The 26,984-nt window shown below is 32.5% G+C and carries 28 protein-coding genes; 17 read left to right on the top strand and 11 right to left on the bottom strand.

Annotation, left to right across the window (positions count from 1 at the left end; translation table 11 throughout):
• Positions 1-4 precede the first annotated feature (4 nt).
• From DK508_RS14140 to DK508_RS14190, 11 genes are all read left to right on the top strand, one after another.
• Positions 5-1,522, top strand: coding sequence for a nuclear transport factor 2 family protein (locus tag DK508_RS14140; RefSeq protein ID WP_109302723.1), 1,518 nt, complete (start codon positions 5-7; stop codon positions 1,520-1,522).
• Positions 1,523-1,600: 78 nt separating this feature from the next.
• The gene (locus DK508_RS14145; RefSeq protein WP_109301447.1) at positions 1,601-2,059 is read left to right on the top strand and encodes a GNAT family N-acetyltransferase; all 459 of its coding nucleotides are present in this window, start codon (positions 1,601-1,603) and stop codon (positions 2,057-2,059) included.
• Between the two features lie 66 nt (positions 2,060-2,125).
• Entirely contained in the window at positions 2,126-2,503 is a 378-nt protein-coding gene (locus DK508_RS14150) for a nuclear transport factor 2 family protein (RefSeq protein ID WP_109301448.1), read from the top strand.
• Positions 2,504-2,705: 202 nt separating this feature from the next.
• On the top strand, positions 2,706-4,187 hold the full coding sequence (locus DK508_RS14155; RefSeq protein WP_109301449.1) for a M28 family peptidase: 1,482 nt from the start codon (positions 2,706-2,708) through the stop codon (positions 4,185-4,187).
• Positions 4,184-5,149, top strand: a complete 966-nt coding sequence (locus DK508_RS14160; RefSeq protein ID WP_109301450.1) for a pyridoxal-phosphate dependent enzyme — start codon at positions 4,184-4,186, stop codon at positions 5,147-5,149. The genes DK508_RS14155 and DK508_RS14160 overlap by 4 nt, the downstream gene beginning before the upstream one ends.
• Complete coding sequence (locus tag DK508_RS14165; RefSeq protein WP_109301451.1) at positions 5,130-6,086, top strand: ornithine cyclodeaminase family protein; 957 nt, start codon at positions 5,130-5,132, stop codon at positions 6,084-6,086. The genes DK508_RS14160 and DK508_RS14165 overlap by 20 nt, the downstream gene beginning before the upstream one ends.
• The gene (locus DK508_RS14170; RefSeq protein ID WP_109301452.1) at positions 6,083-7,201 is read left to right on the top strand and encodes an aminotransferase class I/II-fold pyridoxal phosphate-dependent enzyme; all 1,119 of its coding nucleotides are present in this window, start codon (positions 6,083-6,085) and stop codon (positions 7,199-7,201) included. The genes DK508_RS14165 and DK508_RS14170 overlap by 4 nt, the downstream gene beginning before the upstream one ends.
• Before the next feature lie 102 nt (positions 7,202-7,303).
• Positions 7,304-7,723 carry a DUF1801 domain-containing protein gene (locus tag DK508_RS14175; protein ID WP_235016413.1) on the top strand — a complete coding sequence of 140 codons (420 nt, stop codon included), beginning with the start codon at positions 7,304-7,306 and terminating at the stop codon, positions 7,721-7,723.
• Positions 7,724-7,726: 3 nt separating this feature from the next.
• A complete protein-coding gene (locus DK508_RS14180) occupies positions 7,727-8,128 on the top strand; it encodes an ACT domain-containing protein (RefSeq protein ID WP_109301454.1) in 402 nt (133 codons plus the stop codon).
• A 3-nt stretch (positions 8,129-8,131) separates the two neighbouring features.
• Positions 8,132-8,494: a hypothetical protein gene (locus DK508_RS14185; RefSeq protein WP_109301455.1), complete on the top strand. Its 363-nt coding sequence runs from the start codon at positions 8,132-8,134 to the stop codon at positions 8,492-8,494.
• A gap of 34 nt (positions 8,495-8,528) precedes the next feature.
• Positions 8,529-9,449 carry a GNAT family N-acetyltransferase gene (locus DK508_RS14190; RefSeq protein WP_109301456.1) on the top strand — a complete coding sequence of 307 codons (921 nt, stop codon included), beginning with the start codon at positions 8,529-8,531 and terminating at the stop codon, positions 9,447-9,449.
• 48 nt (positions 9,450-9,497) lie between these two features.
• On the opposite strand, the gene DK508_RS14195 is transcribed toward DK508_RS14190, so the two are convergent.
• Positions 9,498-10,526 (bottom strand): type IX secretion system membrane protein PorP/SprF, encoded by a 1,029-nt coding sequence (locus DK508_RS14195; RefSeq protein WP_109301457.1) that lies wholly within the window; start codon positions 10,524-10,526, stop codon positions 9,498-9,500.
• A 255-nt stretch (positions 10,527-10,781) separates the two neighbouring features.
• Between DK508_RS14195 and DK508_RS14200 the strand changes: the two genes are divergently transcribed.
• From DK508_RS14200 to DK508_RS14225, 6 genes are all read left to right on the top strand, one after another.
• A complete protein-coding gene (locus tag DK508_RS14200; protein ID WP_109301458.1) occupies positions 10,782-11,687 on the top strand; it encodes a NifU family protein in 906 nt (301 codons plus the stop codon).
• Positions 11,688-11,811: 124 nt separating this feature from the next.
• A complete protein-coding gene (locus tag DK508_RS14205) occupies positions 11,812-12,012 on the top strand; it encodes a dodecin family protein (protein ID WP_109301459.1) in 201 nt (66 codons plus the stop codon).
• A gap of 114 nt (positions 12,013-12,126) precedes the next feature.
• A complete protein-coding gene (locus DK508_RS14210) occupies positions 12,127-14,268 on the top strand; it encodes a thioredoxin domain-containing protein (protein WP_235016414.1) in 2,142 nt (713 codons plus the stop codon).
• Between the two features lie 314 nt (positions 14,269-14,582).
• Positions 14,583-15,290: a hypothetical protein gene (locus DK508_RS14215; protein WP_109301460.1), complete on the top strand. Its 708-nt coding sequence runs from the start codon at positions 14,583-14,585 to the stop codon at positions 15,288-15,290.
• Positions 15,291-15,685: 395 nt separating this feature from the next.
• On the top strand, positions 15,686-16,381 hold the full coding sequence (locus tag DK508_RS14220) for a hypothetical protein (protein WP_109301461.1): 696 nt from the start codon (positions 15,686-15,688) through the stop codon (positions 16,379-16,381).
• Between the two features lie 254 nt (positions 16,382-16,635).
• Entirely contained in the window at positions 16,636-17,250 is a 615-nt protein-coding gene (locus DK508_RS14225) for a hypothetical protein (protein ID WP_235016415.1), read from the top strand.
• Here DK508_RS14225 and tsaB read toward each other — a convergent pair.
• The 10 genes from tsaB to DK508_RS14275 all read right to left on the bottom strand — a co-directional run bounded on the left by tsaB (position 17,204) and on the right by DK508_RS14275 (position 26,981).
• Entirely contained in the window at positions 17,204-17,869 is a 666-nt protein-coding gene (gene tsaB, locus DK508_RS14230) for a tRNA (adenosine(37)-N6)-threonylcarbamoyltransferase complex dimerization subunit type 1 TsaB (protein ID WP_109301463.1), read from the bottom strand. The genes DK508_RS14225 and tsaB overlap by 47 nt on opposite strands.
• 108 nt (positions 17,870-17,977) lie before the next feature.
• On the bottom strand, positions 17,978-19,276 hold the full coding sequence (locus tag DK508_RS14235; protein ID WP_109301464.1) for an efflux RND transporter periplasmic adaptor subunit: 1,299 nt from the start codon (positions 19,274-19,276) through the stop codon (positions 17,978-17,980).
• 72 nt (positions 19,277-19,348) lie between these two features.
• Positions 19,349-20,791, bottom strand: coding sequence for a TolC family protein (locus DK508_RS14240; RefSeq protein ID WP_109301465.1), 1,443 nt, complete (start codon positions 20,789-20,791; stop codon positions 19,349-19,351).
• A gap of 53 nt (positions 20,792-20,844) precedes the next feature.
• Positions 20,845-21,957 (bottom strand): efflux RND transporter periplasmic adaptor subunit, encoded by a 1,113-nt coding sequence (locus DK508_RS14245; protein WP_109301466.1) that lies wholly within the window; start codon positions 21,955-21,957, stop codon positions 20,845-20,847.
• Positions 21,958-22,018: 61 nt separating this feature from the next.
• Positions 22,019-23,284 carry an ABC transporter permease gene (locus DK508_RS14250; RefSeq protein ID WP_109301467.1) on the bottom strand — a complete coding sequence of 422 codons (1,266 nt, stop codon included), beginning with the start codon at positions 23,282-23,284 and terminating at the stop codon, positions 22,019-22,021.
• A 1-nt stretch (position 23,285) separates the two neighbouring features.
• A complete protein-coding gene (locus tag DK508_RS14255) occupies positions 23,286-24,533 on the bottom strand; it encodes an ABC transporter permease (RefSeq protein WP_109301468.1) in 1,248 nt (415 codons plus the stop codon).
• Entirely contained in the window at positions 24,526-25,227 is a 702-nt protein-coding gene (locus DK508_RS14260; RefSeq protein WP_109301469.1) for an ABC transporter ATP-binding protein, read from the bottom strand. The genes DK508_RS14255 and DK508_RS14260 overlap by 8 nt, the downstream gene beginning before the upstream one ends.
• Before the next feature lie 192 nt (positions 25,228-25,419).
• Entirely contained in the window at positions 25,420-25,659 is a 240-nt protein-coding gene (locus DK508_RS14265) for a hypothetical protein (RefSeq protein WP_109301470.1), read from the bottom strand.
• A gap of 52 nt (positions 25,660-25,711) precedes the next feature.
• A complete protein-coding gene (locus DK508_RS14270; protein WP_109301471.1) occupies positions 25,712-26,254 on the bottom strand; it encodes a DUF420 domain-containing protein in 543 nt (180 codons plus the stop codon).
• Positions 26,247-26,981 (bottom strand): SCO family protein, encoded by a 735-nt coding sequence (locus tag DK508_RS14275; RefSeq protein WP_109301472.1) that lies wholly within the window; start codon positions 26,979-26,981, stop codon positions 26,247-26,249. Before DK508_RS14275 ends, DK508_RS14270 begins: the two co-directional genes overlap by 8 nt.
• Positions 26,982-26,984 lie beyond the last annotated feature (3 nt).

The raw sequence follows: 26,984 nt of genomic DNA on the forward strand, positions 1-26,984 counted from the left end.
TTCAATGAAAAAATTATACGTCTTATTATTTTTAATAGCTTTCAACTCTGTATCTGCTCAATCTAATACTGAGGTATATCTTCTTGACATTGAAAATAACAATGAAAAAATTGAACTCGTCAACCTTAAAAACATTTCTAACAACAAAGGCTATGACAACCAACCTTCGTTTTACGATGATAATACAATAATTTTTTCTTCTACTAGAGAGGGGCAAACAGATATAGCACAATATAATATAGAGGAAGGAAATATATCCTATATCACAAATACTACCTCAGGAAGCGAATATTCGCCTCTTAAAATACCTGGAAAAGAAGCAATTTCTGCTATTAGATTGGATACAACAGGATTACAACGGTTATATCAATATGATTCAAAAAAACAAAAATCCAGTGTCTTATTAGAAGATCTAAAAGTAGGTTATCATGTCTGGTATAATGAACATATAATAATTTCATCTGTCTTAGTAGATAATAGAATGGATTTGGTAGTTTCTAATTTAAAGGATAAAACCAATCATACATTACACAAAAATGTTGGCCGTTCTTTACATAAAATCCCAAATACAGATGTAGTAAGTTTTATAAGCAAAGAAAAAGATACATGGGTTATAAAATCTATCCATCCTATATCTGGAGCTATTCAAGAGATTAAACCTGTTCCATTAAAAATTGAAGATATGTTTTGGTTAAATGATGGTACTATGATAGTTGGGCTTGGAAAAATTATCGCCAAATTTAATCCCAAAAATGATAAAGATTGGAGTGTATTACATCGTTTTACTCAAGATGAAATCAATGAAATATCGCGAATCGCCGTAAGTAAAGATGGTAACCATTTGGCTATCGTTTCTGAAGAATCTCCTGCCATCATCGTTCAAAAACAAGTAGATACTTTTAATAAAGCAGATCTTGACGGTTTTGCTTCTTGCTATTCAAAAAATGTCGTGGTGTGCAACTTTCCTAGTGATACACTATATACAGGAAATGAAACATTAAAATCAAATTATAAACGGTTTTTGGCTAATAACCAATCAAAAGTAACCGTTACCAAACGTATTGTAATGGGAAACAAAGTGATTGATCAAGAAAATGCTGTAGTCAATGGAAAACAAAAACAGCAGGTTGCGATTTATGAAGTGAAAAACGGAAAAATTATTAGCATGTCTTTTATCCCCCATAACGAAGATCATCCTGAAGCCGAAAAAATAGTTCAAGAACAATTAGAAGCATATAATGCCAGGAACATAGATGATTTTGTAAACACCTTTAGTGATACAGTAAAAGCATATGATTATCCTACTAAACTAAATATGGATGGGAAAGAGCAATTACAAAAAATATTCTCTGGGTTTTTTTCACAAACCCCAGATTTACATTGTGAAATAAAAAACAGAATCGTTATCGGCAATATGGTAATCGATGAAGAATTTGTAACTGCAAATGGGGATAATTTTAGTGCTGTGGCCCTTTATAAAATTAATGGGGACAAAATTGATAAAATGTATTTTATAAGATAAAATGACATATAACATATGAGGCATACTACCCTCCTAAAATTATCAAAAGTAAAAAAATTACTATTCTGAATATCAGGTATGATAAGGCCATATAAAACATCTGACAAAGAGCAATTGATTGAGGTTTTTAATCTTAATATCCCAAAATTTTTTGATCCGAAAGAAGTTCTTGATTTTAAAGAATATTTACAAAACCATAGTGATACATACTTAACAATTGAATATGATAACAAAATTGTTGGAGGTACGGGGTATCACATCAAAGAAACTGATAAATCAGGAAGAATAACTTGGGTATTTTTTCATCCTAATTATGCTGGGCGTGGATTAGGAAAAAAGTCAATTGACTATTGTTTAGAAATACTAAAAACTAATCAATTAATTGAAAAAATAGTAGTAACTACCTCCCAATTAGCTTATGCTTTTTTTGAAAAATTTGGTTTTCAACTTATGAGTATCGAAAAAAATTATTGGGGACAAGGATTAGATTTATATGTGATGGAGCAACAACTGAATCAAGATACTACTACCACATAAAACTATTTACAAAATCAAAGTAATTAGTATACTTTTAAAACGCTAAACCCGATTAAACAAAAACATATGAACTTAATAAAAAACAAAGAAAATGCAATAGCGTTTTATAAAACAGCATACTTAGGAAATCCTAAAACTGCAATAGCTCAATATGTGGGTAATGAATATATACAACATAATCCTGATGTAGCAGATGGAACCCAAGGTTTTATTGACTATTTTGAAAGAATGCAGAAGGAGTATCCTGATAAATCAATCGAATTTGTTAGATGTATTGCCGAAGGAAATACTGTGGCACTGCATACACACCAAACTTGGCCCGGGAATGACCAATATGTGACAATGGATTTTTTTAGATTTGATCAAAACGGAAAAATATGTGAGCATTGGGATTCAATACAACAAATTCCTAAAAATTCTGCAAATCCAAATACAATGTATTGATTTACAGTAAATATTTTTTCTATATTTGTGTTATTGAAATTTAGTAATCCGCGTATTACACACTTATTTTTCAGCTTTAAGGAAGAAATTGGAAAAATAAGTGAGATTTCTACGGAGAACCTCCGTATACCTTAAATCAATTTTAATTGATTTGGTATACGGAGGTTTTTTATTTCCAATAAGCTATAAACACAATACTATTATGAGAAAAATTGGTGCAATTTTAGGAATCACTATTATCATTTTGATGATACTTGTTTTTTTCTTTCCCAAAATGCTATATAGCACTGCTTTTGGGCAACAAATCTTAATGAGAATAGAGGGCGAAGAAGTGGCCACATTTTATTACAAAGGCAATCAAAAAAACAGAGATACAATCTACATGAAAGGTGTTATTTATACAAATACATTAGAGGATCTCAAACAAGTATTATCCAAGAATCCTATGATTACCACTTTAGTGATGGAAAATGTTCCAGGTTCTATAGATGACGAAGTTAATCTTGTTGCCTCAAAAGAGATTAGGAAACATCATATCAATACGTATATTCCAAAAAATGGTATGGTAGCTTCTGGCGGAACCGATATGTTTTTGGCAGGTAAAGAAAGAGCTACACATCCTACCGCAAAATTAGGTGTTCATTCCTGGTCCGGAGAAGATCAAGTAGCTTTAGATTTCCCAAAAGATCATCAAGAACATAAAAAGTATCTCGAATATTATAAAGAAATGAATATCCCAGTAGATTTTTATTGGTATACTCTAGAAGCTGCACCTGCGGAAGATATACATTGGATGACCCCTAACGAGATTAAAAAATACGTCGTTACAACAACTAATAATGAATTTACGCAGTTGTTAGAAATTCAACAAACATTATCATCAGATATGTTCAAAGGTCGTGGTAGTGGTAACAACAAAGAAGCGCAAAACTTAATAAACACATATTTCGATAATATTGACTTATTAAAACTAGCAGATCGTTATACTATCCCATTCACTTTTACAGATCAAAAAACCAAAAAAGAAAGACAAGGCATCAATATCGTAGGATATGTAAAAGGTAAAAATTATCCAGATCAATATATTGTTATTGGTGCTCATTATGATCATTTAGGAATCGTTAATAACACTATTTATAATGGTGCCGATGATAATGCCTCTGGCACTTCAGCTTTATTATATTTAGCCAATTATTTTACAAAAAATCAACCAGAACATTCTATCATTTTTGCAGCTTTTGATGCCGAAGAACTTGGTCTTCATGGTTCTAAGGATTTTGTAAACAAATCATATATCCCATTAGCAAATATTAAATTAAACATCAACATGGATATGATTAGTCGTAATCCTCAAAATGAAATATACGTAGTGGGTACTTTCCCTTTTCCTCAATTTAAAAAGCCTATTGCAAATGTTGCCAAAAACAGTTCGCTTATGGTTTCTTACGGTCATGATGACCCTAATGATAAAACAAAAGATTATTGGATGCATTCCTCAGATAATGGTCCTTTCTTTGAAAAAAATATACCCAACATTACATTTAGTGAAGAGGACCATCCAGGTTACCATAAATCAACAGATGATATTGAGTTTACTCATCCTGACTTTTATATTAACGTTGTAAAACTTATCACAGCTTCCATTCAAGAAATAGATCAAAATTTCCCAACATCGACGCAATGATTTCTAGAAAAGACATTGAAAACACCTATAATATCATCAAAAATGATATTGATAAAACGCCTTTGGTATTCTCTTCAGAATTAAGCAAAATTTCTGGCGCAAATGTGTATTTAAAAATGGAAAATTTACAACGTACAGGTTCTTTCAAAATACGTGGTGTTTTAAGTAAAATATATGCTATCGACCCAAAAGATTATAATAGACCATTCGTAGCAGCATCAACCGGAAATCATGCAGCTGCTTTTGGATATGCTGCTTCAAAATTTGGATATAAAGGGATTTTATTCTTACCTGAAAAAACAAACACGGTAAAAATTACTGCATTGAATGAGTATCCACTAGAAAAACATTTATACGGTAAAAACAGTATAGAGACCGAGGCCAAGGCAACAGCTTATACTCAAGAAATTGGTGGCATTTTGGTCCACCCTTACAATGATATTGAAATTATAAAAGGGCAAGGAACAATAGCACTCGAAATCCAAGAGCAACTCCCTAATGTTGATACTATTTTAACACCAATTGGAGGGGGTGGATTAATATCTGGAATTGCCTCATATTACTCAAATGACACTACAAATGTCATCGGTTGCCAACCCATTAATGCAGCCGAAATGTATCATTCTATCCAAAAAGGAAAGATTGTTCCCCCAAGTATCTTGGAGACAATCGCAGATGCTTCAGCTGGCGGAATAGAAGCTAATGCCATTACCTTCGAAATTTGTAAAAACTTACTGTCTGATTTTGAACTTATCCAAGAAGAAGATATAAAAAAGGCTTTGGCTTTTGTCGTAAAGTACCATCAAACTATTATAGAACCAGCTTGTGCTTTACCTGTTTCTGCCCTACTTACTACAAAAAAATATGAAGGTAAAAATGTAGTCTTAGTACTTACCGGAAAAAAAATAAATATCGATTTACTAACCGAAATATTATGCGATTATGGTAACTATTATTCTTAAAAAGGAAATCGAACATATTATCAAGGATATCGATTTAGTTGCAACAATGGAAAAAGGGTTTATAGCATATAGCAACGGAAATGCAATAGTGCCCCCTGTTGGCGAACTACTTTTTGATGCTCCAAAGGGAGAAACACATATCAAATATGGCTACATCAAAAGTGAGGACTATTATGTTGTTAAAATTGCATCAGGTTTTTACGAAAATCCAAAACTAGGCATTTCTTCTAGTCAAGGATTAATGTTACTATTTAGCCAAAAAACAGGGCAACCTATATCTATTTTGTTAGACGAAGGTTATCTTACCGATATTCGTACTGCTGCAGCTGGTGCTTTGGTTGCAAAATATTTTGCTCCAAAAAACATTTCTTCGATTGGGATTATCGGAACCGGCATTCAAGCAAAATTACAATTACAATACCTTCAAAAATACAATCCATGCAAGAGCGTTTGGGTTTGGGGAAGAACATCAGAAAGCACTACACAGTTCAAATCAGATTTGAGCGATGATTTTAATATTCATATTGCAAAAACTCCAGCACAGGTAGCAGCAAATTCAAATTTGATTGTTACTACTACTCCTTCGCCAACACCTCTTTTATTTTCTAAAGATATCTTACCAGGAACACATATTACAGCTGTAGGTTCTGATACTTCTGAGAAACAGGAACTCGATAGTGATTTACTTCGTAAATCAGATCTACTCATTGCAGATAGTATTCCTCAAAGTAAAAGCAGAGGCGAAATTTATCGTGCCGTAAAGGATAACAAAGTACTACCCGAAAAGAGTATAGAATTAGGCACGGCCATCCAAAATAAAACATTACAAAGAAATAACAATAACCAAATTACGGTAGCCGATTTAACAGGAGTCGCTGTGCAAGACATAATGATTGCCGAAACTGTTTACACAAAATTTAAAAACAATATATTATGAATATTCCAATTTTTGAACTTGAAAGAGTACAGTCATTATTCGAAAACACTGTAGATTATAATTTAACCGAAAGTGGTTTTCATCCTTATACCTTAAACCAATTATTAAATAAGGATCAAATACATACACTCACCAATACGGTCTTAGGTTATGGGCAAACTAATGGTTCAATCCCATTACGAAAAAGAATAAGTGCAATGTATACAAATGCCAACGAAGAACATGTATTAGTCACTAATGGTTCTTCTGAAGCCAATTTTATTGCTTGCCATACACTTTTAGAGAAAGGAGATGAAGTAGTTATGATGGTTCCAAATTATATGCAAATTTGGGGTATTGCAGAAGAAATGGGGTGTTTTCCAAAGGCATTTCATTTAAAAGAAAATAATGAATGGAAACCCGATTTGAACGAATTAAAATCTTTAGTTACTCCAAAAACAAAAATGATCGCTCTTTGTAACCCCAACAACCCAACGGGATATACACTTACAAAAGATGAAATACAAGAAATTATTGCCATTGCAAAAAGTGTAGATGCATGGGTATACTGCGATGAGGTTTATAGAGGTGCCGAATTAAATGGAAAAACCATTGAAAGTTTTATTGGTATGTATGACAAAGTAATGGTTAACGGTGGTCTTTCAAAAGCATATGCTTTACCTGGATTACGTTTGGGTTGGCTTATCGGTCCTAAAGAACATATTGCAGATACATGGGCATACCACGATTACACCTCTATTACGGCTGGAATAATGAGCCATTATATCGGAGAAATTGCATTGAGAACAGAAAAAAGACAAGAAATCTTAACTCGAAACAGAACCATGTTAAACGAAAACTTAATTGCCGTTAAAGCATGGTTAGATCAATACGGAGATTTGTTTGAGTATACATCTCCTAAGGCAGGTGGAATGCTTTTTATAAAGTACAATCTGGATATTAATTCTACTGAGTTAGCTAATTGGTTACGTACCGAAAAAAGCGTGTTCATTTTGGCAGGTGATTGCTACGGCATGGATTATCATTTCAGAATTGGAATAGGTGAACGCAAAACTTATATCCTAGAAGGCTTAGAGCGTGTAAAACAAGCGTTAAAAGAAAGATTTAATGTATAAAAACATTATGTTGAATGTTATTCTCTACACTCGACAAGTACCAACTATTTGTATCTTGCAAATACATATCTTTAAACAAGAGATGCAGAAGCGATGAAAAACATGCAAATAAAAACAAATCCTGAAGTAGAGATCGTTTTCGATAAGTATCCTCCTCATGTTAGAAAAAAAATAACTCATCTTCGTAATTTAATTATCCAGACAGCCAATGAAACTAAAGGGGTTACTACTATAGAAGAAACTCTAAAATGGGGTGAACCTAGTTTTTTAGTTAAAAAAGGCAGTACAATTAGAATCGATTGGAAAACCAAAAAACCTAATCAATTTGCTATTTACTTTCAATGTACCAGTAAATTAGTTCCTACATTCAAAATGGTATACAGAGATACATTTACTTTTGAAGGAAATAGGGCGATAATTTTTCAATTAGAGGATGCTATACCAGAAAATGAATTAAAAAACTGTATTACCGCTGCACTAACATATCATACCATAAAGCATTTACCAACATTAGGAATTTAAAAAATGGCAGGAGAAACAAATTTAGCAGTATTAATAAAAGAAATGACTCCTCGACTCAATGCGGGAGAATATGTTTTTATAACCGTTAAGGATACGAACAAAATTGATAGAGAAATTACGCTATTTGAATTTAAAGAAAAGGAAGGAACTACCGTGGTATTAGAAAAAAACAAAGCAGATGCATTAAATTATTCCTATGAATATATCACTTCATGGATTACATTAATGATTCACTCTTCTTTAGAAGCGGTAGGCTTGACCGCTGTATTTTCTACAGCTTTGGCAAAACATAATATTAGTTGTAATGTTATCGCCGGATACTATCATGATCACATTTTTATAGATAAAAAAGATTCAAAAAAAGCAATTGAAGTTTTAACCAATTTATCAAATAATCAAACTTAAAATATGATCAAATTTTGGAAATCATTAGCCTACACTACAAAATTTTCTATTATTGCTTTTATAATAACATTTGTCTTAGGTCTTGTTAGTATAGGAGTTTTAGGTATTGCATTATACTATGCAGTTTCTTTTCTTTTTATCTCTTATCCATCACTTAATGATTGGCATGGGGATTGGGTATGGCCAGCAGTAATACTAGCAGGAATGACATGGTCTTTTGGTTTTGTATTGGGAGGGTTCGCTTGGCACTATCTTTCTAAATCAATTATATCTAAAATAACGCTCCGAATAGTTTATGTATTTATACTTTGGGTATGGGCCGCTTTTATCTGGCACATAATTCTTAGTAACAACTTAGGGTCATAATTACAAAAAATTAAAAATCATTCATCAATCAAATATGCAGCATAAAACAATACTAAACACACAAAGGCTCTCTTTACGTGAATTCGATCTACATGATTCCGAATTCATATTGAAACTAGTTAATTCAGAAAATTGGTTGCAATTCATAGGAGATAAAGGAGTAAGAACGGATAACGACGCAAAAGACTACTTAAAAAACGGACCTCTAAAAAGCTATAAGGAAAACGGATATGGCCTTTGGTTAGTTGCAATAAAAGAGTCCCAAACTCCAATCGGCATGTGTGGTTTGGTAAATAGAGCAACACTAGATCATACCGATATTGGATTTGCAATGCTCCCTAATTATATGGGACAAGGTTATGGATATGAAATAGCTAATGCAACAATGAATTTTGCAAAAAACAGCTTAAATCTAAAGAAAGTGATAGCCATTACTGATCCCAATAATCATGCTTCAATTAAACTATTGAATAAAATCGGATTGGACTTTGAAAGAACATTAGATTTATCAGAAAATGATAGTGTTCTTCTTTTTTCACCAAACACTACAACACAAGATAGAGATGAAATCAATACGATAGCCTCTTCTTTTTTTAACCTTTTCACGAATGTTGAAGGAAACATACCCAATCTTGGAGAAATCAAAAACATGTTCATTTCTAACGGAATAATTACAAACAATACATCTGGATTACCTATATATTATGATTTAGAGAATTTCATCGATTCAAGAAAGCAAATGCTAATTGACGGGACTTTAACCAATTTCATCGAAGGAGAAATTTCGCATAAAACGGAGGTCTACAGAAATATTGCACATCGATTTAGTTTTTACAAAAAATCAGGTACTTTAAAAGGTGTACATTTTGAGAATATAGGTATGAAAACCATTCAATTCATAAAAGCTAATGGAAAATGGAAAATCTCTTCGGTGGCATGGAGTGATGAACATTAAAATCTAAGCTTCATAGTCCTAAAATACTTTATGGCAAATACAAGAACCTTACTTTGAATTTACTGCTGGGCATTTACAGTTCCAACGTTCTTTTTGTTTTCCAAAATCATAACCCAAAGTTATCTGATGAAATCCGCCATCGCTTAGCACTATAGAATTAGACTGATAGCTATACGTATACCCAACCATCCATTTTTTATAATTCACACCCAAAAAAGGGGTAATATATTGCAATTGTTGATTTTCGACAGAGGTTCCGTCTTGAGAAAACTCAGCTCCATCCAAACTACGTCTATATGATAATCCTCCCCATAAAGTAGTTACTTCTCCCAGGTCTTTATATACCTTTACATTACCGTCGATAGTACTTTCTTGAGTTTCATCTGTTGCTTGATACAATAGCGAAGGTTCAAGACCCCATTCTCCATCTCCATTACCTAAACTAAATAAATATCCTAGAGAGAAAATATATCTACGTTGATTATTTGATTCTCGAATAGGAGTATTATTATCAAATATATCCCGTACTGTAGGTAAAAGATTCTTTATCGTAAAATGGGCGTACCATTCTAAGTAATTATAGGATAACCCAATATCTACATTATAATAAAAGTCTTTTTGTACTCTATCCAAAATCACAGGGTCTGGATCAAAAATATCGTCTAGTCCTCGTAGATCTACATTAGATTGAATAAATCCTGTACTTGCTCCAAAAGAAAGCATATTTAAATCTGTTCTATCTCTTGAGAATAAAAGGTGGTAGGCAAAAGTTAAATAAACTCCAGTTTGAGAAAACCGACCGTTTTCGTCTCTGTAAATCACCGCTCCAAGACCAGTTTTTTCACCTGCTCTAAAATTGATATTCATGGTTTGTAAATTGGGTGCATTATCTACATCAAACCATTGTTTTCTAGCAGTTAGTCTTATTTTATTGGCGTTTGCAGCTCCAGCCATGGCTGGATGTACCAAATATAAATTATCAGAAAGATAATCGGCAAATACTGGAATTCCCTCTTGCGAAATAACCAATTGGGAAATAAACAGTAAACATGCTACATAAATTGTTTTTAAGTTCATTTAGGTACTGTCATTTTTTATGGGGACAAACAGATTTTGTGAATTTAATCTAAACTATTAAAAACAGTTTATATTGTGGGGCTTCACTATTAATTTTCGATAACATCATAAAACATGATCGTTCCAAAGATATAAATTTTTGCTAGAATCCAATATTTTAGAGTTTTTAAGTAAAATTCGTTAAAAAGTGTTACGAGATTCAAAACAGTAATGATATCGCATTGCTTTTTAGTAAATTTGCCAAAAAATTAGAGCATGGAAAAGAATTTTGAGATAAAGATAGAAGCTACTTCAAATCCTGGTATTGTAAAGTTTGAGGCTAATTATTTTTTAACACAACATACAAGTTATGAATTTGAGAATATTGATCAAGCCAAAAACTCTCCTCTAGCACAGCAGTTGTTTCACCTTCCTTTTGTAAAAAGGGTATTTATTGCTCAAAATTTTGTAGCCATAGATAAATATGATATTGTAGAATGGGCAGATGTCGAGAAAGAAGTAGCAGAACAAATCAAAAACTACTTAAATACTGACCAACCTATAATAATCGAAACTGAGTCTTCTAACAAAGTTGCAATTACTATTTATGCAGAAAGCACTCCCAATCCTGCAGTTATAAAATTTGTTGCCAACAAAAAGTTAGTGACAAGTGGGCATGAGTTTAAAAATATTGATGATGCTAAGGAATCACCTTTGGCTCAAGAACTTTTTCATTTCCCGTTTGTAAAAGAGGTATACGTAGATGAAAACTATATCTCTATTCAAAAATATGATATGGCTGATTGGAATGATATCACCTTAGAGATTAGAGAGTTTTTAAAAACCTATTTAGAACAAGGAAAAGAAATATTATCAGCCAATGCTACAGTATCTAAGAGTGAAAAAGAAAAACAGGCAGATGTAGATTTTGATAAATTAGATGATGTCTCGAAAGATATTGTAAATATTATAGAAGAATATATCAAACCAGCAGTTGCTAGTGATGGGGGTAATATCCTTTTTGATTCATACGATCCAGAAAGTAAAGCGGTAAAGGTTATTTTGCAAGGTGCATGTAGTGGGTGTCCATCCTCTACATTTACTTTAAAAAATGGAATCGAAAACATGTTAAAAGAGATGCTAAAAGACAAAGTAGCATCTGTTGAAGCTATAAATGGGTAGTTCAACGAAAAACATTTCATTACATCGGAAATACTCTTAAAATATTCGTCATTTTTATTTAAATAAATTGAAGTATCTCGTATCTTAGAGATTCTTTTAAAATTTTAACTAAAAAAATCACAAAATGGCAATCATTAAAGTAATTGAAGTATTAGCAAATTCTGAAACAAGCTGGGAAGATGCAACAAGAAAAGCAGTAAAACAAGCTGGAAAAACAGTGAAGAATATTCGTTCTGCATGGGTATCAGACCAAAGTGTTGTAGTTAAAGACAATGATGTAACAGAGTTTAGAGTAAGCCTTAAAATTTCTTTTGAGATAAATTAAAAATAATTTATCCACCATATAAAAAGCATCTTAATTACTGTAATTAGGATGCTTTTTATATTTTTAGGTCTATTTAAATATCTAAGCTCAAACTGCTATCCAGATACTGATAATATGATCTTAAAAAATAAATCAAAAACTGTAGTACATAATATGATGAGATATTGGTCAATTCTTATAATAATTATGACTACTTCTTGCACAAGTCAAAACAAACCTCCTATGGAATATGCATATACTAATGATTTGGTTAATGAAACCAGTCCTTATCTACTTCAACATGCACATAATCCTGTAAACTGGAAACCTTGGGGAGAAAAAGCTTTGGATCAAGCAAAAAAAGAAAACAAACTTATTATTATTAGTATAGGATATGCTGCCTGCCATTGGTGCCATGTGATGGAGCATGAAAGTTTTGAAGACCCAGAAGTTGCCAAAATAATGAATAGCAACTACATTAATATTAAAGTAGATCGTGAAGAAAGACCTGATGTAGATCAAGTTTATATGAATGCCGTACAATTAATGACCGGTAGTGGTGGATGGCCTCTTAACGTAATTACTTTACCCGATGGGAGGCCTGTGTGGGGAGGTACTTATTTCCCAAAAGGAAATTGGGTTGATGCCTTGAAACAAGTTTCAGATTTATATCAAAAGCAGCCCGATAAGCTTTTAGAATACGCCGATAAATTAGAGCAAGGCATAAAAGCAGTTGATATTGTAGAAGTCAATACTGATGAAATTAATTTTGATAAAGAATATATTGCAACGGCAGTAGACCAATGGAGTAAAAATTTTGATCATCAAAAAGGAGGAACAAAGCGAGTTCCAAAATTTATGATGCCAAATAACTATACGTTTTTACTTCGCTACGCGCATCAAACTAAAGATAAGGACCTATTAGATTTTGTGACCAACACCTTAATAAAAATATCTTATGGTGGTGTTTATGATCATGTTGGAGGAGGTTTTGCTAGATACTCTACAGATGGTAAATGGCACGTTCCTCATTTTGAAAAAATGCTGTACGACAATGCACAATTGGTAAGTTTATATTCTGACGCTTATCTGGTTACTAAAGACCCTTGGTTTAAAGAGGTTGTATATGAGACTTTGGAATTCGTTTCAAGAGAACTTACAAATAAGGAAGGAGCTTTCTATTCATCTCTGGATGCCGATAGTAAAACGCCAACAGGAGAATTAGAAGAGGGAGCATATTATGTGTGGACCAAAGAAGAATTAAAAACGTTAATAGGCAACGATTATGACTTATTTGCCAATTATTATAACATTAACACCTATGGATTGTGGGAAAAAGGAAATTATGTTTTAATACGAAAAGATGACACTGAAGATTTTTGTAAAGCACATAACATAGAAGGTCAAAGTTTATCGAAAAAAATTGAAAATTGGAAGGAAATATTATTAAAGCATCGAGAAAAACGTTCTAGGCCAAGATTAGATGACAAGACGTTAACCTCTTGGAATGCATTAATGGTTAAAGGATATTTAGATGCCTATAGAGTTTTTGGAGAAGAAAAATTCCTAAAAGCTGCCTTAAAAAATGGAAACTTCATCAAAAACAAACAACTCAAAAAAGATAATTCTCTATACCACAACTACAAAGATGGTAAAAGCACCATTAATGGATATTTAGAAGACTACGCCATGGTCATCGAAGCTTTTATAGAGCTATATCAAAATACACTAGATGATGAATGGTTAGACATTTCAAAAAATCTAACAGAGTACACATTGAATCATTTTCTTGATAAAGAGAAAAATATATTTTATTTCACTTCGGATGAAGATCCTGCACTTATTGCAAGAACGATCGAATCTAGCGATAATGTAATCCCAGCATCCAATTCGGTAATGGCAAAGAACCTATTCTTGCTATCCCATTACTATGATGCCAGCGATTATAAAAAGTTAAGTGAACAAATGTTGCATAATATACAACCGCAAATAACATCCTATGCTTCGGGATATTCTAATTGGTTGGATCTTATGGTAAATTATTCTTACAATTTTTATGAAGTCGTTGTTGTTGGGGATGATGCCAAAGATAAGTTACAAGAATTTAATACAACATATGTTCCTAATAGATTATTGGCAGGTAGTACATCTGAATCTGAAAAAGCATTATTAAAAAACAGATTTGTTGAAGATGAAACTTTATTCTATATCTGTGTAAATAATTCTTGTAAATATCCTGTGGATACACCAGAGGCTGCTTTAAAATTATTGGATTGATTCTTTTTATATGAAATAGATCTGTTTTTGCAATAAAACGCAAAAAACATATGTCTTAAAACACCTTAAATTGGATAATATAAAATGATCAAAATAAGCTAATTAGAATGTTTACGTAGTCAAAATCTTACAATATTTACGGTTTTTCCTCAAAAAAAATATGTGGATTATACATTAAAAAGCCATTTTCATTGCAAAAAAAAGGTGCATAATCCTTAGAAACTAAAAGATTCGTAAAAATTTAATCAAAAATCCGACATAATTGCATTTAATTCGGTATTTGGTTACATTTATCGTACCTAAATCTTTAAGACATGAGAAAAGTACTACTATTGTTATTTCTAACAATTTCATCCACATTGTTAGCACAACTTCCGCGAAGCTTACTGAAATCTACCGAAAAAATTACCACATTTAGTGAATATGACGGTTCTATGTATATGAAAGCTAGATATAAAGAATCTAGTGTTATTAATGAGAAAACTGGAACCTACGATGTCAAGTTAAAATATAACATATATACAGATGCATTAGAGCTTACTCAAGGGTCTAAATTATATGAAATTATTAAGAGCCCTACGATTCATGCAAGAATAGATGGTGATTATTTTTATTATTGTGATTTTAAGAGTCAAAGAGGTCTTAATAGAGATGGGTATTACATCTTAGTAGAGCTAAACGATAAATATCGTATCTATAAAAGATTAACACTTAAAATAAAGGAACCTGAGAAAAAACAACACGTAAATAGTGGACTTACCGACCCAGGTGAGCTTAGAACTGTTACCTCATACTTCATTGAAGAAGGCGGTATAATCGTAGAATTACCTTTGAATAAAAAGGATATACTTGCCATATTTACCGATAAAGGAGCAGAGCTAAAAGAATATTTAAAGAAAGAAAAAATAAGACTAAGAAAAGAAGAAGATTTAATCCGGTTTGTTGCTAGATATAACGCACTTAAAAGTGCAGAGGATAATCCATCACAAAGTCTTTTGACCAATATAAGTGGACGAAATTAAATTTTCTCTATTTAAAATTTAGGATATTTAAAGAAACCATCTCTTGTGAGGTGGTTTTTTATGTTTAATCTTTTACTATAAAATAATAAAAACAAAATAAAACGAATATTCCTATAGTTAAAATAAAATTAAGTATCCATAAAAAATTACCTCTTAGATATCCATTTCATTTGCCTTTAGAATTTGTAATTTAGAGTTTCTCAAAATTGATTTACACTTCAAAAACAGGTGTTTTGATAGTATTCTGTTTTAAAAATTAAAGCAGCTTAGATTTCAACAAAGAATAACTTACTTTAAAAAAATATTAATAATCCATTTCTGCATATTCTAACCTCTCTTTTCATAGTCTTTTTGAATATTTTTGTACTGCAAAACGACATACCCTTTAATAAAATATGAGAAAACTATTACTTTTCGTAATTGTAGTAATCCCTTTTATTGCATATGCTCAATTACCAGATTCTATACTACAGTTTAGCCAGAAATTTCCGAAATATGAAGAATACGATGGTTCTATTTATCTAAATACAAAATTTATAGAATCGAGCGTAATTGATGAAGCCACAGGAACCTTTGATTCTAAATTAAGATATAACATATATACAGATGCCATCGAATTAAAAGAAGACTCTGAGTTATATGAAATAAGTAAACGCCCAACAATACAGGCAAGAATTGGCAAAAACTATTTTTATTACTGCCATTTTAAAACGCTACGTGGAGTAGAAAAAGATGGATATTATATCCTCATAGAGCTAAATGACCAGTATCGCATCTATAAACGTTATGAAGTGAACATAAAGGATCCTATAAAAATGGACGTTTATAATGGAAATCCATCTCCCGGTACTATTAAGAAAATAGTTACTTACTATTTAGAAGAAAATAACATCATTCAAGAATTGCCCCGTGATAAAAAAGTTATTCTATCCTCTACATTTGAAGATAAGCAGGATGAACTAAAGCTATACATTAAAAAAGAAAAAATAAAACTGAAAAAAGAAGAAGATCTTGTAAGACTGGTGGCAAAATATAATGCGTTAAAAAATCTAGATACAGATAGACCTACAAGTATGCTAAGTAAATTTTAATAACCAATACGTCGTCTCCCACGGTCTTTTAAAATAAAACCTCTCCTATTTGTCGTGAAGAATAGAAATAACACCTAAACTACTCATGTAGATTATGGTTTTAACGTATTTAAATTTGCGTTTAATCGTATTTTTTAATACTTTAGGCGGTATACACCCCCATTCTTATGAGAAAAATACTACAAATACTGTTTTTTTTAGCTACCCCAATTGTATCCGCTCAGTTTTCACAAGTTATAGAACCCTCAAAAAAAATGTCTGAATTAAATAAATATGTTGGTTCGGTCTATCTAAATAAAGATTATCAAAAAGCAAACGTGATCGATGAAAAATCAAGATCATATGATGCCAGGCTTAAATATAATATCTATACAGATGGATTAGAGCTTAAAGAAGGAGGGCAATTACGTGAAGTAATTAAATCATCTACTACCTATGCCCGTATTGATAATGATTACTATTACTATTGTAATTTTAAAAACACGAGAGGTGTTAAAAAAAACGGGTATTATATCCTTGTAGAGTTAAACAACAACTATCGTGTGTACAAAAAGTACAGTCTTAAGATAACAGATCCTCAAGAAATGGACCCTATGACTGGTAGTTCCGTAACCGGAAAAATCAAATTAATAACTACATATTATCTTGAAAATGCTAATGAAATCCAAGAACTACCCTTAAACAAAAAAGGAATATTATCGGCTTTCTCTGATAAGCAATCAGAACTTAAAGAATATATTAAAAAGGAAAAAATAAAACTTAAAAAAGAAGAGGACTTAATACGATTAGTTGCTAGATATAATGCATTAAAAAATATCGATCTTAACCAACCAGGAAGTCTTTTAAGTAATAGGGTTCAAAATAACTAACATCCTCGAAATCCTCTTTCAAAAATTTAGCATAACTTATAATCGCCATCTCATTTGCAGATGGCAATTTATTTTGTATAAATATTGCCTGATCATTATCGCATATGGCAGCAAACTTTTCAACACCATTTCCTATAAAATAGACTTTACTTTTTTCTAAATATTCAGAAAAAGAGCGTTCATCTAATATCTCAGCCTTCGTTGCTCTAAGCAATTTATTATCACTCGAGAATACAGCAGAATATACTTCCATTCTTCTAGCATCTATCATCGGGATAACGACAGACCCATTCTCTTTGACTTTTACTTGCAACGCAAGAGATTGCAGTGTGGGTACGGATAATAACGGCACATCAAGTGCATAGCACAGTCCCTTTGCCGCTGATACTCCTATTCTTAATCCTGTATAAGATCCTGGGCCTTTACTAACGGCAACAGCAGAAATGTCTTTTAAACCAATTCCAGCTTCTTTGATAACTATCTCTATAAAATTGTGCAGTCGCTCTGCATGAGAATATTGAGTATCATAGTCTTCTTTAAGAGCTATAACAGCATTATTTTTAGCTAACGCTACAGAACAATTTGTTGTAGAAGTTTCAATACAAAGAATATAAGCCATTCTTAAAAAAATTTGCACAAAGATAACTCAATTATACAAATTATAAACTTGTGAACTTTAAATCACAAAGAAATCCGATCCAATAAGTAATCAAAAAAGTCTTATGCTTTATTCAGGATTTTTATCTGATTCTTTTTCGCTTTCAACAGCTACTTTATCATCTGTTTTAAGAGTCTTAGTAACCAAATTATAAGGCCCTGTGATGACTTCATCTCCTTCAGATAATCCTTCTAAGATTTCAATATTGCTATCATCCTGGATACCTGTTTTAATGACTCTTAATTTTGCAGTCTCTCCTTGTTTAAGAAAAACACACTCAAACTTTTCTTCGATCGCACTTTTGGTAGTTAAAACTTTTTCTTTTGAAGTTCCTTTTTTTCGCACGTTAGAAGTATCTGTTTTAATTACTATAGCACTAATAGGCACACCAATTATACTTTCTCTCTTATTTGTAATAACATCTACTGTAGCAGTCATACCAGGTCTAAAAGGAGAGAAGTTTTCAGGTTTACCTTCTATCAAATCTTGGTACGATTCTTCAAGAATTCTCACCTTTACTCTAAAATTGGTAACTTGATCAGCACTGATAGCATTTTCGGCAGAGTTAGCAATCTCGGTCACTAAGCCTTTAAATTCCTTTTTAAGGTAAGCATCAACTTCTACTATAGTAGAGTCACCTATAGAAACCTTAACAATATCATTTTCATTTACATCAACCTCTACCTCCATATTATTAAGATTAGCCACTCTCACAATTTCTGTTCCCGCCATTTGTTGTGTCCCCACAACTCGTTCTCCTAGTTCTACAGATAGTTTAGAAATTGTTCCACCCATAGGAGCATATATTGTAGTTCTGCTCAAATTATCTTTAGCCTCATTTACTGTTGCTTGAGCGCTTCTTACACTATAATAAGCCGACTGTTTAGCAGCTTCGGCTACTTCGTAAGCAGACACTGCTCTATCCCAATCTGCCTTAGAAATAACTCCTTTATCAAATAAACCTTTATTTCGGTCATAACTCAGTTTAGCCTCTTTAAGACTTGCTTCAGCCTGTTGCAGTCCAGCTCTTACATTTTCTAACGAAGCTTGAGATCTATTCAATCCGGATTGAATAATATCTGGATTAATACGAACCAGCAGGTCTCCTTTTTGAACTTGTTGACCTTCTTTAATAGGTAGATCTATAATTTCTCCTGATACTTCAGACGAAAGTTTAACTTCTACTTCTGGTTGAATTTTACCAGTAGCAGATACCGTCTCGATAATATCTATCTTTTCTATCTTGGTTGTAGATACTTGTTTCGCATCGCTATTTTCACCAAACCAACCAGCTTTTTTACCGTAAACGAGGGTTCCAATTAGCAATACTACGACACCTAAAATAATAAGTAGTGTTTTTCTATTCATGACTTATTTTAATGTTAAAACTACGATATAAATTATAATTCTGTCACGGCAGTCAAAAATAGAAACTACTATTTATAATTTAATATCTGCGATTTTTATCCCAAAATAAAGTTCTAATACCTTTAGTTTGAATATATAATCAAATTTATTTTGTACTTCTTGACTTTGAGCATTCTCCAACCTAAACTTAGACTGACTAAAATCGAAAGAATTAATCAATCCTCCATCATACCGATCCTTAGCATAGTTATACGCACCCTCTTGTGCTTTTACCGATGCTTGAGAAGCTTCGTATGCCTTAGCAGCTCCTTTGGCATCTAAATATGCCTGATATATATTACTATCTAGATCTAATTGCGCCTGTTCTAATTGAAACTCTGCTCTTTTTACATTAATCTTACTTCTCTTTACTTGGTTTCGTGCGGTAAATCCATTAAATACTGGTACATTAAGAGATAACCCATAAGATATACCGTCGTTTAGATATAATTGTTTGATAGTTTTTTCTGGCGTAATCTCTTGATCATTTAAAAATCTTGGAACTATTACATTTTGATTAGTACCTTCTACAACCCCTATTACTCTTGTAGGGTTATCAGGATTTAAACTTCCTGGAACGAATACACTAGCACCTGATTCTCTGGTGTTATAATTAAATCCTGCACTCAAGGTAGGATAATATGCTCCTCTAGCAATTTCTAAATCCTTTTGAGCTAATAATCTATTCTGTTCTGCAATTTGTACTTCATATCTAGCTTCTCTAGCTCTAGAAATAACCTGATCTATAGGCGTACTAAGTAGTTCGGATCCTGGCACTAAATATTCTTGCTCTGCAATATCAAATTTCTCATAATCTTTAATCAATAAAGTTTGAGCCAAACTTATTAAAGAAATTTGAATTGCGTTTTCTGCTTGTATTATTCTTGTCAATTCATCTGCCGATGTTGCCTCAATATCCAATATATCATTTTCTGGCAGCACTCCTGCCTCTACCAAATCTTGAGTTCTTTTTAGTTGCTCTAAAGTAATTTCATGTTGCTTTTCTACAACTTTCAAAGATTCTTTATTTAGTAGCGCTTGTAGGTAACTGTTTGCCACAAACAATGCTATATCATCTTTGGATTTACCTAGGTTATATTGACTTAATAATTGATTTAATTTGGCTCTCTGAAATCGTTTCACGTTTCTTAAACCATCAAACAATGTTAATCCAACATCTATTCTATATGAAGAACTTCTAAAAGTTAAGGTCTGGTTTGTACCTGTAATTGGGTCCGGACTCAAACCTGAACTCCAAAAATTGGATCCTGAAGCGTTTAAAGTTGGTAAAAAATTACCAAAAGCATCATTCTTATCAATATCTGCTGCCTCAATGTCAAGTGCCGATTGCTTTATAGTAATATTATTCTCTAATGCGTATTCTACACATTCGCGCAAGGTCCATTTCTTATCTTGCGCTTGCGTGCTCAATACACTTAAAAGTGTTATTAATAAAATTGAAATTTTAATTCGCATAATGCCTATATGTATATAATTGATTATGGTTGTTACAGTTTTTTTAAAAAAAATTAATTATCAAATTCTGGTTTTTTGATTTGATTCCAAACTTTGATCTTATCATCCTTAGTAATTCCGCTTTTTATTTCCACGTTTATCCCATCACTAATTCCTAATTCAATATCTCTATTTTCAAACTTTTGCTCTCCAACTTCAATTTCTACAAACGGCTTTTGGTCATCAGGGTTATATTGGATTAATGCTTCTTTAAGAGCCATAATGCTATCAACACGAGCCAAAATGATTGAAGCATTAGCACTTAATCCAGCACGTATAAATGTAGTATCTTTTTTATTTAATGTTCCTTTGATTTCAAACTGGATGGCTCCATTCTCTTCTTTTCCTTTTGGAGCAATGTAATCTAAAATTGCATCAAACTTTTTATTTTCTATAGCTCCTACAGTAATCTCAAGCGGTAAATTTTCTTTGATTTTCCCTACTTCACTTTCGTCTACCTTACCTTCAAAAATCATTTCTCCTACATCTGCTACTGTGGCGATCGTAGTTCCGTCATTAAAATTATTTGCTTCTATCACTTGATTTCCTGCTTTTACAGGGACTTCTAGAATCATTCCTGTTACCGTAGAACGAATAAGTGTATTTGCCACACTACCCAAACCTCTCGCGGTTCCTGTTCTCACAATTTGATAATTTTGTTGAGCAGATTCATAGGTTTGTTTTGCTTGTTTATATGCTACATCTACCCCATCAAAATCATTTGCAGAAATAACACCTTTATCAAAAAGATCTTTCTGTCTATTATAAACTTTATCTTGGTTATCAAGGGCTATTTTTGCAGTTTCTACCGCATTTTGTGCGCTTTGCAATGAAGATACATTTGGTACTACTCTAATTTTTGCAATTAAATCGCCAGATTTAATTTGATCCCCTGCCTCGATATAAATTTCCTCAATGATTCCAGATATATTTGGCTTTATTAAAACTTCTTCTTTGGGAACTATGCTCCCTGTAGCTACTGCTTTCTTAATAATAGTTTCAGTAGTAGTCTGCTCGGTCTCGTAGGTTACTGGATCTTCTTGATTTTTTTGATACAAATAATATAATGACCCTCCAAATACAACAGCTATAAGAAGTAAAATAATAATCGTAACGGTTTTTTTCATTTTAATATATATTGATTAATGCTATCCCTTAAATAGGATTATAAAAATTTGATTGATTCCTTTATTCTGTTCGTAATGCATCTATTGGTTTAGTTTTGATAGCGACTTGTGCGGGAATTAGTCCAGCCAGTAAACCACTAGTTACTAATATAAAAAGCGCTACAAAAACTACTGTTAAGTCCACACTTGGATTGGCAAACATACTATCTTCACTGGGTGGCGCCCCATCCAAGATTTTATTAATTATAAAAATTATCCCTGTAGATACTGCAATACCCATCATACCAGAGATTATAGTTAAGAAAATAGATTCTAGTAATATTTGCCCCCTTACTGCCCATGGTGATGCACCTAATGCTCTTCGGATTCCTATTTCTTTGGTTCTTTCTTTAACCACAATTAACATAATGTTACTAATACCAATTATCCCCGAAAGTAAAATTAGTGTCCCCACGAAATAAGCTACTCCTTTTAGGGCTATAAATAATCCATTTATTTTATTAAACTCTTCGTACAAATCAAAATTACCAACTGCACGATTATCCTCTGGATGAATGGTGTGATTTGTTTTAACCACTTCTATAATATCCTTTTTTAAACTAGTAATAGATTGATTATCTTGAGCTGTAATAGCCATCCAACCTACACGTTCTCCATAATTAAAAGCTTGCGAAAAAGAAGTAAAAGGCACATAAATTTCTTTTTGACTTTCTTCACCATCTCCATTATTAGATTTCTTAGAATAGGTACCAATAACCATAAAATTAACTCCCTGTATTTTAATATACTCTCCCAAGGGGTCTTCTCCATCGGTAAACAATTCTTTTTTAACCCCTTCACCTATTACAGCAACCTTTCTTTTATTATCGATATCACCATAATTCATAAATCGGCCTGAAGTAATATTAATAGGATCCTGCCTTATAATCTCGGGATAATCACCATATACATTAAATGCTCCTGTATTTAATCCTCTAACCACATTATTAGAACCTCTAAAACCTCCAAGTTGATTTCTTGGAGAAACATATAACAATCCTGGCACTTGAGCCCTAATAGAGGGTACATCGCCAATTTTAAAATTATATCTTCTCCCTTTAGGCAACCCTTTATACGGTTTGGATGCAGTTTGTGTCCACATAAACATAGTATTGGTTGCAATATCTCCAAACCCTTGTTTCACTCCGTTTTCTAACCCTTTTCCTGCGGCCAATAAAATTACCAAAATAAATATCCCCCAAAACACACCAAAGGCGGTTAATAAAGTTCTAAACCAATTCGCCGTTAGGGCTTCAAGTATTTCGTTCCATCGATCTCTGTTAAACATATTATTCGTCTCTTAGTGCAACAATCGGTTTAATTCTAACAGCTCTCCATGCAGGGAAAAACCCTGCTATAGCCCCTGCAAAAATAAGTATAAAGACCGTGGTCAAAGCCACATTGAAATCTACAGAAGGGTTTGCTATAAAATCGGTTTGAATCATAGGTCCTGCAAGTTCTAGTAATGCTAAGCCCAAGACTAATCCTGCAAATCCTGCAATAGCAGTAACAAAGATTGCCTCGTGCAAAATCATCCCTATTATAGAACCTGGCTGAGCGCCTAAAGCTTTACGGATTCCAATTTCTTTCGTTCTCTCCTTTACGATAATAAGCATGATATTACTAACTCCCACTACTCCAGCAATAATGGTACATATCCCTACCCACCAAAAGAAGGCTCTAATCATAAAGATTAACTTATAGAATCGTTTTGCTCCTTCGAGAGAATTATTAACCCCAATAGCACGTTCATCTTCTGGTGCGACAACATGCTTGTTTTTGAGGTAAGTTGTCATAGATTCTACAAATTCTTCAGATTTTTGAACAGCTATTTCAAAATTAGCTTCTGGTTTCAATGTGTATGCAAAACCATCCACCTTATGACCTTTATTAAATACTTGTTGAGCTATGGGAGAAGGAATGAATACTCTATTCTCTTCTCGTTCAGCCATTTTTTCAGAAAACACACCAACAACCTTAAATGGGATGTCGTTTATTTTTATAAATTCTCCTACTGCTTCTTTATCATTTTTGAATAGCTCTTTTCTTATTTTGTTTCCAATGACTGCTACTTTGGTTCGCTCATCGATATCGTTTTGATTAATAAATCTTCCAGAAAACATTTCTTCATTTTCAAGCATCTGAAAATCTGGATGTATCCCTTCAATACCGTAACTTCCTGATTCTTTACCATAAGTAACTAACACTCCCCATCTTCGAGCTCTAGAAGATTTATACTCTAAATACTTATCATTTTTTTTATTTATAAAACTATAATCTTCATTGGTGAGTTCTATTCTTCTTCCTGGATTTAATCCCTTATATTCTACTGAAGTAGTTCTTGTCCAAACCCAAATACTATTAGATGCATCGGATTCAAATTCTTTAGCAATTCCATTTTCCATACCTTGACCAACGCCTAAGAGCAGTACAAGAATAAAAATTCCAGAAGCTACAGATACACCTGTAAGAAATGTACGAAGCTTATTTTTTCCGATTGTTTCGAATATTTCCTGCCAACGTTCTAGACTAAACATTTGCCATAGCTTTTACCTGATTAACTAATGTATCATCTATAATTACCCCGTCTTTTAGGTTTACAATACGTTTTGTCATATTGGCTATATCGGGTTCGTGTGTAACAATGAGAATTGTTTTTCCTTCGTCATTAATACCTTGTATCAATTCCATCACTTCATATGAAGTCTTAGTATCCAAGGCTCCAGTTGGCTCATCTGCAAGTAATACTTTAGGCTCTGACGCCATTGCTCTTGCAATTGCGACTCTTTGTTTTTGCCCTCCGGATAATTCATTAGGAAGATGAGTAGCCCAATCAGCCAAACCGACTTTTGATAAATAGTGCATTGCTTTATCCTGCCTTTCTTTTCGCTTAATACCCTGATAGTATAACGGCATCGCTACATTATCAACGGCATTTTTATACGTTATAAGATTAAATGATTGAAAGATAAACCCAAGAAATTTATTACGATATCTCGCGGCTATTTTTTCATTAAGGTTTTTAATGGGCATATTATCTAAGAAATAACTCCCACTATCTGCCTCATCCAGCATTCCTAAAATATTAAGTAAAGTAGATTTTCCCGATCCCGAAGAACCCATAATAGAGACTAACTCTCCTTCTTTTACACTAAAATCAATTCCCTTTAGTACGTGAAGCGAATTGCTCCCCATTTGGTAAGATTTATGTAAGTCTTTAATTTCAATCATATCAATTGATTAAGATTAACAAGGCACAATAAGTGTACCTTAAATAAAACTCAGACTCACTAAATACTATAAAAATCCCTAAGTTTTCCCTTTAAAGACTTGTGATTGGTTAGTGCAGCCTCCTACATAAGACTATGAAGGATCTATTTTTGTTACATTTTTACGTGTTATGAAAATGTTAAAGTTAAAAACCTATGTACTTTGGTTTTCAGAAACTATAGGTTTCTTTTTGTTTCGATATATAAAATATCCTACAAAAGCAATCAAAACATAGGGGATAATCATGAGGTAAACGATTCCATCATTAATACCTTTGGCCGTTTTTTGTCCTTCTTCACTTTCTAAAACAGCTCTGCACATAGAACATTGAGCTTCTACCGAAACGGTAAACAACAGAAAAAGAATACACAAATAAACAATTTTCACTTTCATCTGTATTAATTTTATTTTCTACAATTACTGAAGCAATTAAGACGATACTCAGTTACGAATAATAAGGCGATATCATAATATAAACAATTACACCACTAATAGCCACATACAGCCAAATAGGAAATGTGATTTTGGCTATTTTTTTATGTTTATCAAAACGTTGTGCAAGGGCTCGCACATAGGTTACTAATACAAACGGAATAACAACAACCGATAACACAATATGAGTTATTAAAATAAAATAATATACGTATTTAATAATCCCTTCACCCCCAAAACTTGTAGAATCACTTGTCATATGATATGCCACATACATTACTAAAAAGAGTATTGAACACAAAATAGCCGTTTTCATTAATCTTTCGTGCAACTTTATCTTTTTATTCATTACCGCCCATAATGCGGTTATCAATAAAACTGCCGTTAGTGCATTTACAGATGCATAAATTGGTGGTAAAAAAGAAAGGGGTTCTACATCAAATCCCATCCTTTTTAAATTAACTCCAAATAGCACAACAACTGCCAATGGAATAATAATAGATAAGATGATAATCCATTTGTTATACTTCTTTTCTATTTCTGATAGGCTATTCATCCTTTTTCAATAATTTTTTAATATCCTTTAATAATACCGTTATTTGTTCTTCCTCTCCGTTTTTATCTACCCTTTCTTCTACACCAATAGTACCTCTATAATAAATAATAGGGTTGCCAGAAGCATCATATCTTGACCTTATGTATCCTTCTTGATCAATTAAGGCAAAATAACCATTATGTTCAAAACCTCCAGGAACATCAGGGTTTTCGGCTGCATAGATATTAAACCCTGCATTAGCCAAATCATAAATATCTTCTCGGTCACCAGTTAAAAAATGCCAATCAGGATTAGTAACCTTATAATTTTCGGCATATTTCTTAAGCCTAGTGGGAGTATCAAACTTGGGGTTAATAGTAAATGAAGCCACCCCAAAATCTACATAATCCTTTAACTCATTTTGTAAATACACCAAATTTCTATTCATCTTTGGGCAAATGGTAGGACAGCTAGTAAAGAAAAATTCTGCTATATATACTTTACCTCTATAATCATGATTAGTAATCAAAATACTGTCTTGATCTAAAAAAGCAAATTCCGGAACTTTTTTGGGCTCTCCATTAATTTTGATATAAGCAAGTTTTTCATTAGCAATAGGATTGCTAGCACTCATTCGGTCATTTTTAACCACCGAAGTCCCTTTAACTCTGTTTACTATCTTGGGAACAAAAATAATCCCAAATAGTAAAATGATAAACGAAATACCAACGTATGAATATTTTTTCATGAC

Origin of the sequence: Aquimarina sp. AU474, assembly GCF_900312815.1 — a bacterium.
Classification (GTDB): Bacteria; Bacteroidota; Bacteroidia; order Flavobacteriales; family Flavobacteriaceae; genus Aquimarina.

Bases quoted from the DNA above. Each gene is read 5' to 3' on its own strand.
- DK508_RS14180 (WP_109301454.1), top strand. From the start codon at position 7,727: ATGGCAGGAGAAACAAATTTAGCAGTATTAATAAAAGAAATGACTCCT.
- DK508_RS14250 (WP_109301467.1), bottom strand. From the start codon at position 23,284: ATGTTTAACAGAGATCGATGGAACGAAATACTTGAAGCCCTAACGGCG.
- DK508_RS14215 (WP_109301460.1), top strand. From the start codon at position 14,583: ATGAGAAAAGTACTACTATTGTTATTTCTAACAATTTCATCCACATTG.
- DK508_RS14160 (WP_109301450.1), top strand. From the start codon at position 4,184: ATGATTTCTAGAAAAGACATTGAAAACACCTATAATATCATCAAAAAT.
- DK508_RS14220 (WP_109301461.1), top strand. From the start codon at position 15,686: ATGAGAAAACTATTACTTTTCGTAATTGTAGTAATCCCTTTTATTGCA.
- DK508_RS14265 (WP_109301470.1), bottom strand. From the start codon at position 25,659: ATGAAAGTGAAAATTGTTTATTTGTGTATTCTTTTTCTGTTGTTTACC.
- DK508_RS14140 (WP_109302723.1), top strand. From the start codon at position 5: ATGAAAAAATTATACGTCTTATTATTTTTAATAGCTTTCAACTCTGTA.
- DK508_RS14245 (WP_109301466.1), bottom strand. From the start codon at position 21,957: ATGAAAAAAACCGTTACGATTATTATTTTACTTCTTATAGCTGTTGTA.
- DK508_RS14170 (WP_109301452.1), top strand. From the start codon at position 6,083: ATGAATATTCCAATTTTTGAACTTGAAAGAGTACAGTCATTATTCGAA.
- tsaB (WP_109301463.1), bottom strand. From the start codon at position 17,869: ATGGCTTATATTCTTTGTATTGAAACTTCTACAACAAATTGTTCTGTA.
- DK508_RS14240 (WP_109301465.1), bottom strand. From the start codon at position 20,791: ATGCGAATTAAAATTTCAATTTTATTAATAACACTTTTAAGTGTATTG.
- DK508_RS14145 (WP_109301447.1), top strand. From the start codon at position 1,601: ATGATAAGGCCATATAAAACATCTGACAAAGAGCAATTGATTGAGGTT.
- DK508_RS14200 (WP_109301458.1), top strand. From the start codon at position 10,782: ATGGAAAAGAATTTTGAGATAAAGATAGAAGCTACTTCAAATCCTGGT.
- DK508_RS14175 (WP_235016413.1), top strand. From the start codon at position 7,304: ATGCAAATAAAAACAAATCCTGAAGTAGAGATCGTTTTCGATAAGTAT.
- DK508_RS14255 (WP_109301468.1), bottom strand. From the start codon at position 24,533: ATGTTTAGTCTAGAACGTTGGCAGGAAATATTCGAAACAATCGGAAAA.
- DK508_RS14165 (WP_109301451.1), top strand. From the start codon at position 5,130: ATGGTAACTATTATTCTTAAAAAGGAAATCGAACATATTATCAAGGAT.
- DK508_RS14225 (WP_235016415.1), top strand. From the start codon at position 16,636: ATGTCTGAATTAAATAAATATGTTGGTTCGGTCTATCTAAATAAAGAT.
- DK508_RS14275 (WP_109301472.1), bottom strand. From the start codon at position 26,981: ATGAAAAAATATTCATACGTTGGTATTTCGTTTATCATTTTACTATTT.
- DK508_RS14195 (WP_109301457.1), bottom strand. From the start codon at position 10,526: ATGAACTTAAAAACAATTTATGTAGCATGTTTACTGTTTATTTCCCAA.
- DK508_RS14210 (WP_235016414.1), top strand. From the start codon at position 12,127: ATGATCTTAAAAAATAAATCAAAAACTGTAGTACATAATATGATGAGA.
- DK508_RS14260 (WP_109301469.1), bottom strand. From the start codon at position 25,227: ATGATTGAAATTAAAGACTTACATAAATCTTACCAAATGGGGAGCAAT.
- DK508_RS14185 (WP_109301455.1), top strand. From the start codon at position 8,132: ATGATCAAATTTTGGAAATCATTAGCCTACACTACAAAATTTTCTATT.
- DK508_RS14205 (WP_109301459.1), top strand. From the start codon at position 11,812: ATGGCAATCATTAAAGTAATTGAAGTATTAGCAAATTCTGAAACAAGC.
- DK508_RS14235 (WP_109301464.1), bottom strand. From the start codon at position 19,276: ATGAATAGAAAAACACTACTTATTATTTTAGGTGTCGTAGTATTGCTA.
- DK508_RS14155 (WP_109301449.1), top strand. From the start codon at position 2,706: ATGAGAAAAATTGGTGCAATTTTAGGAATCACTATTATCATTTTGATG.
- DK508_RS14150 (WP_109301448.1), top strand. From the start codon at position 2,126: ATGAACTTAATAAAAAACAAAGAAAATGCAATAGCGTTTTATAAAACA.
- DK508_RS14190 (WP_109301456.1), top strand. From the start codon at position 8,529: ATGCAGCATAAAACAATACTAAACACACAAAGGCTCTCTTTACGTGAA.
- DK508_RS14270 (WP_109301471.1), bottom strand. From the start codon at position 26,254: ATGAATAGCCTATCAGAAATAGAAAAGAAGTATAACAAATGGATTATC.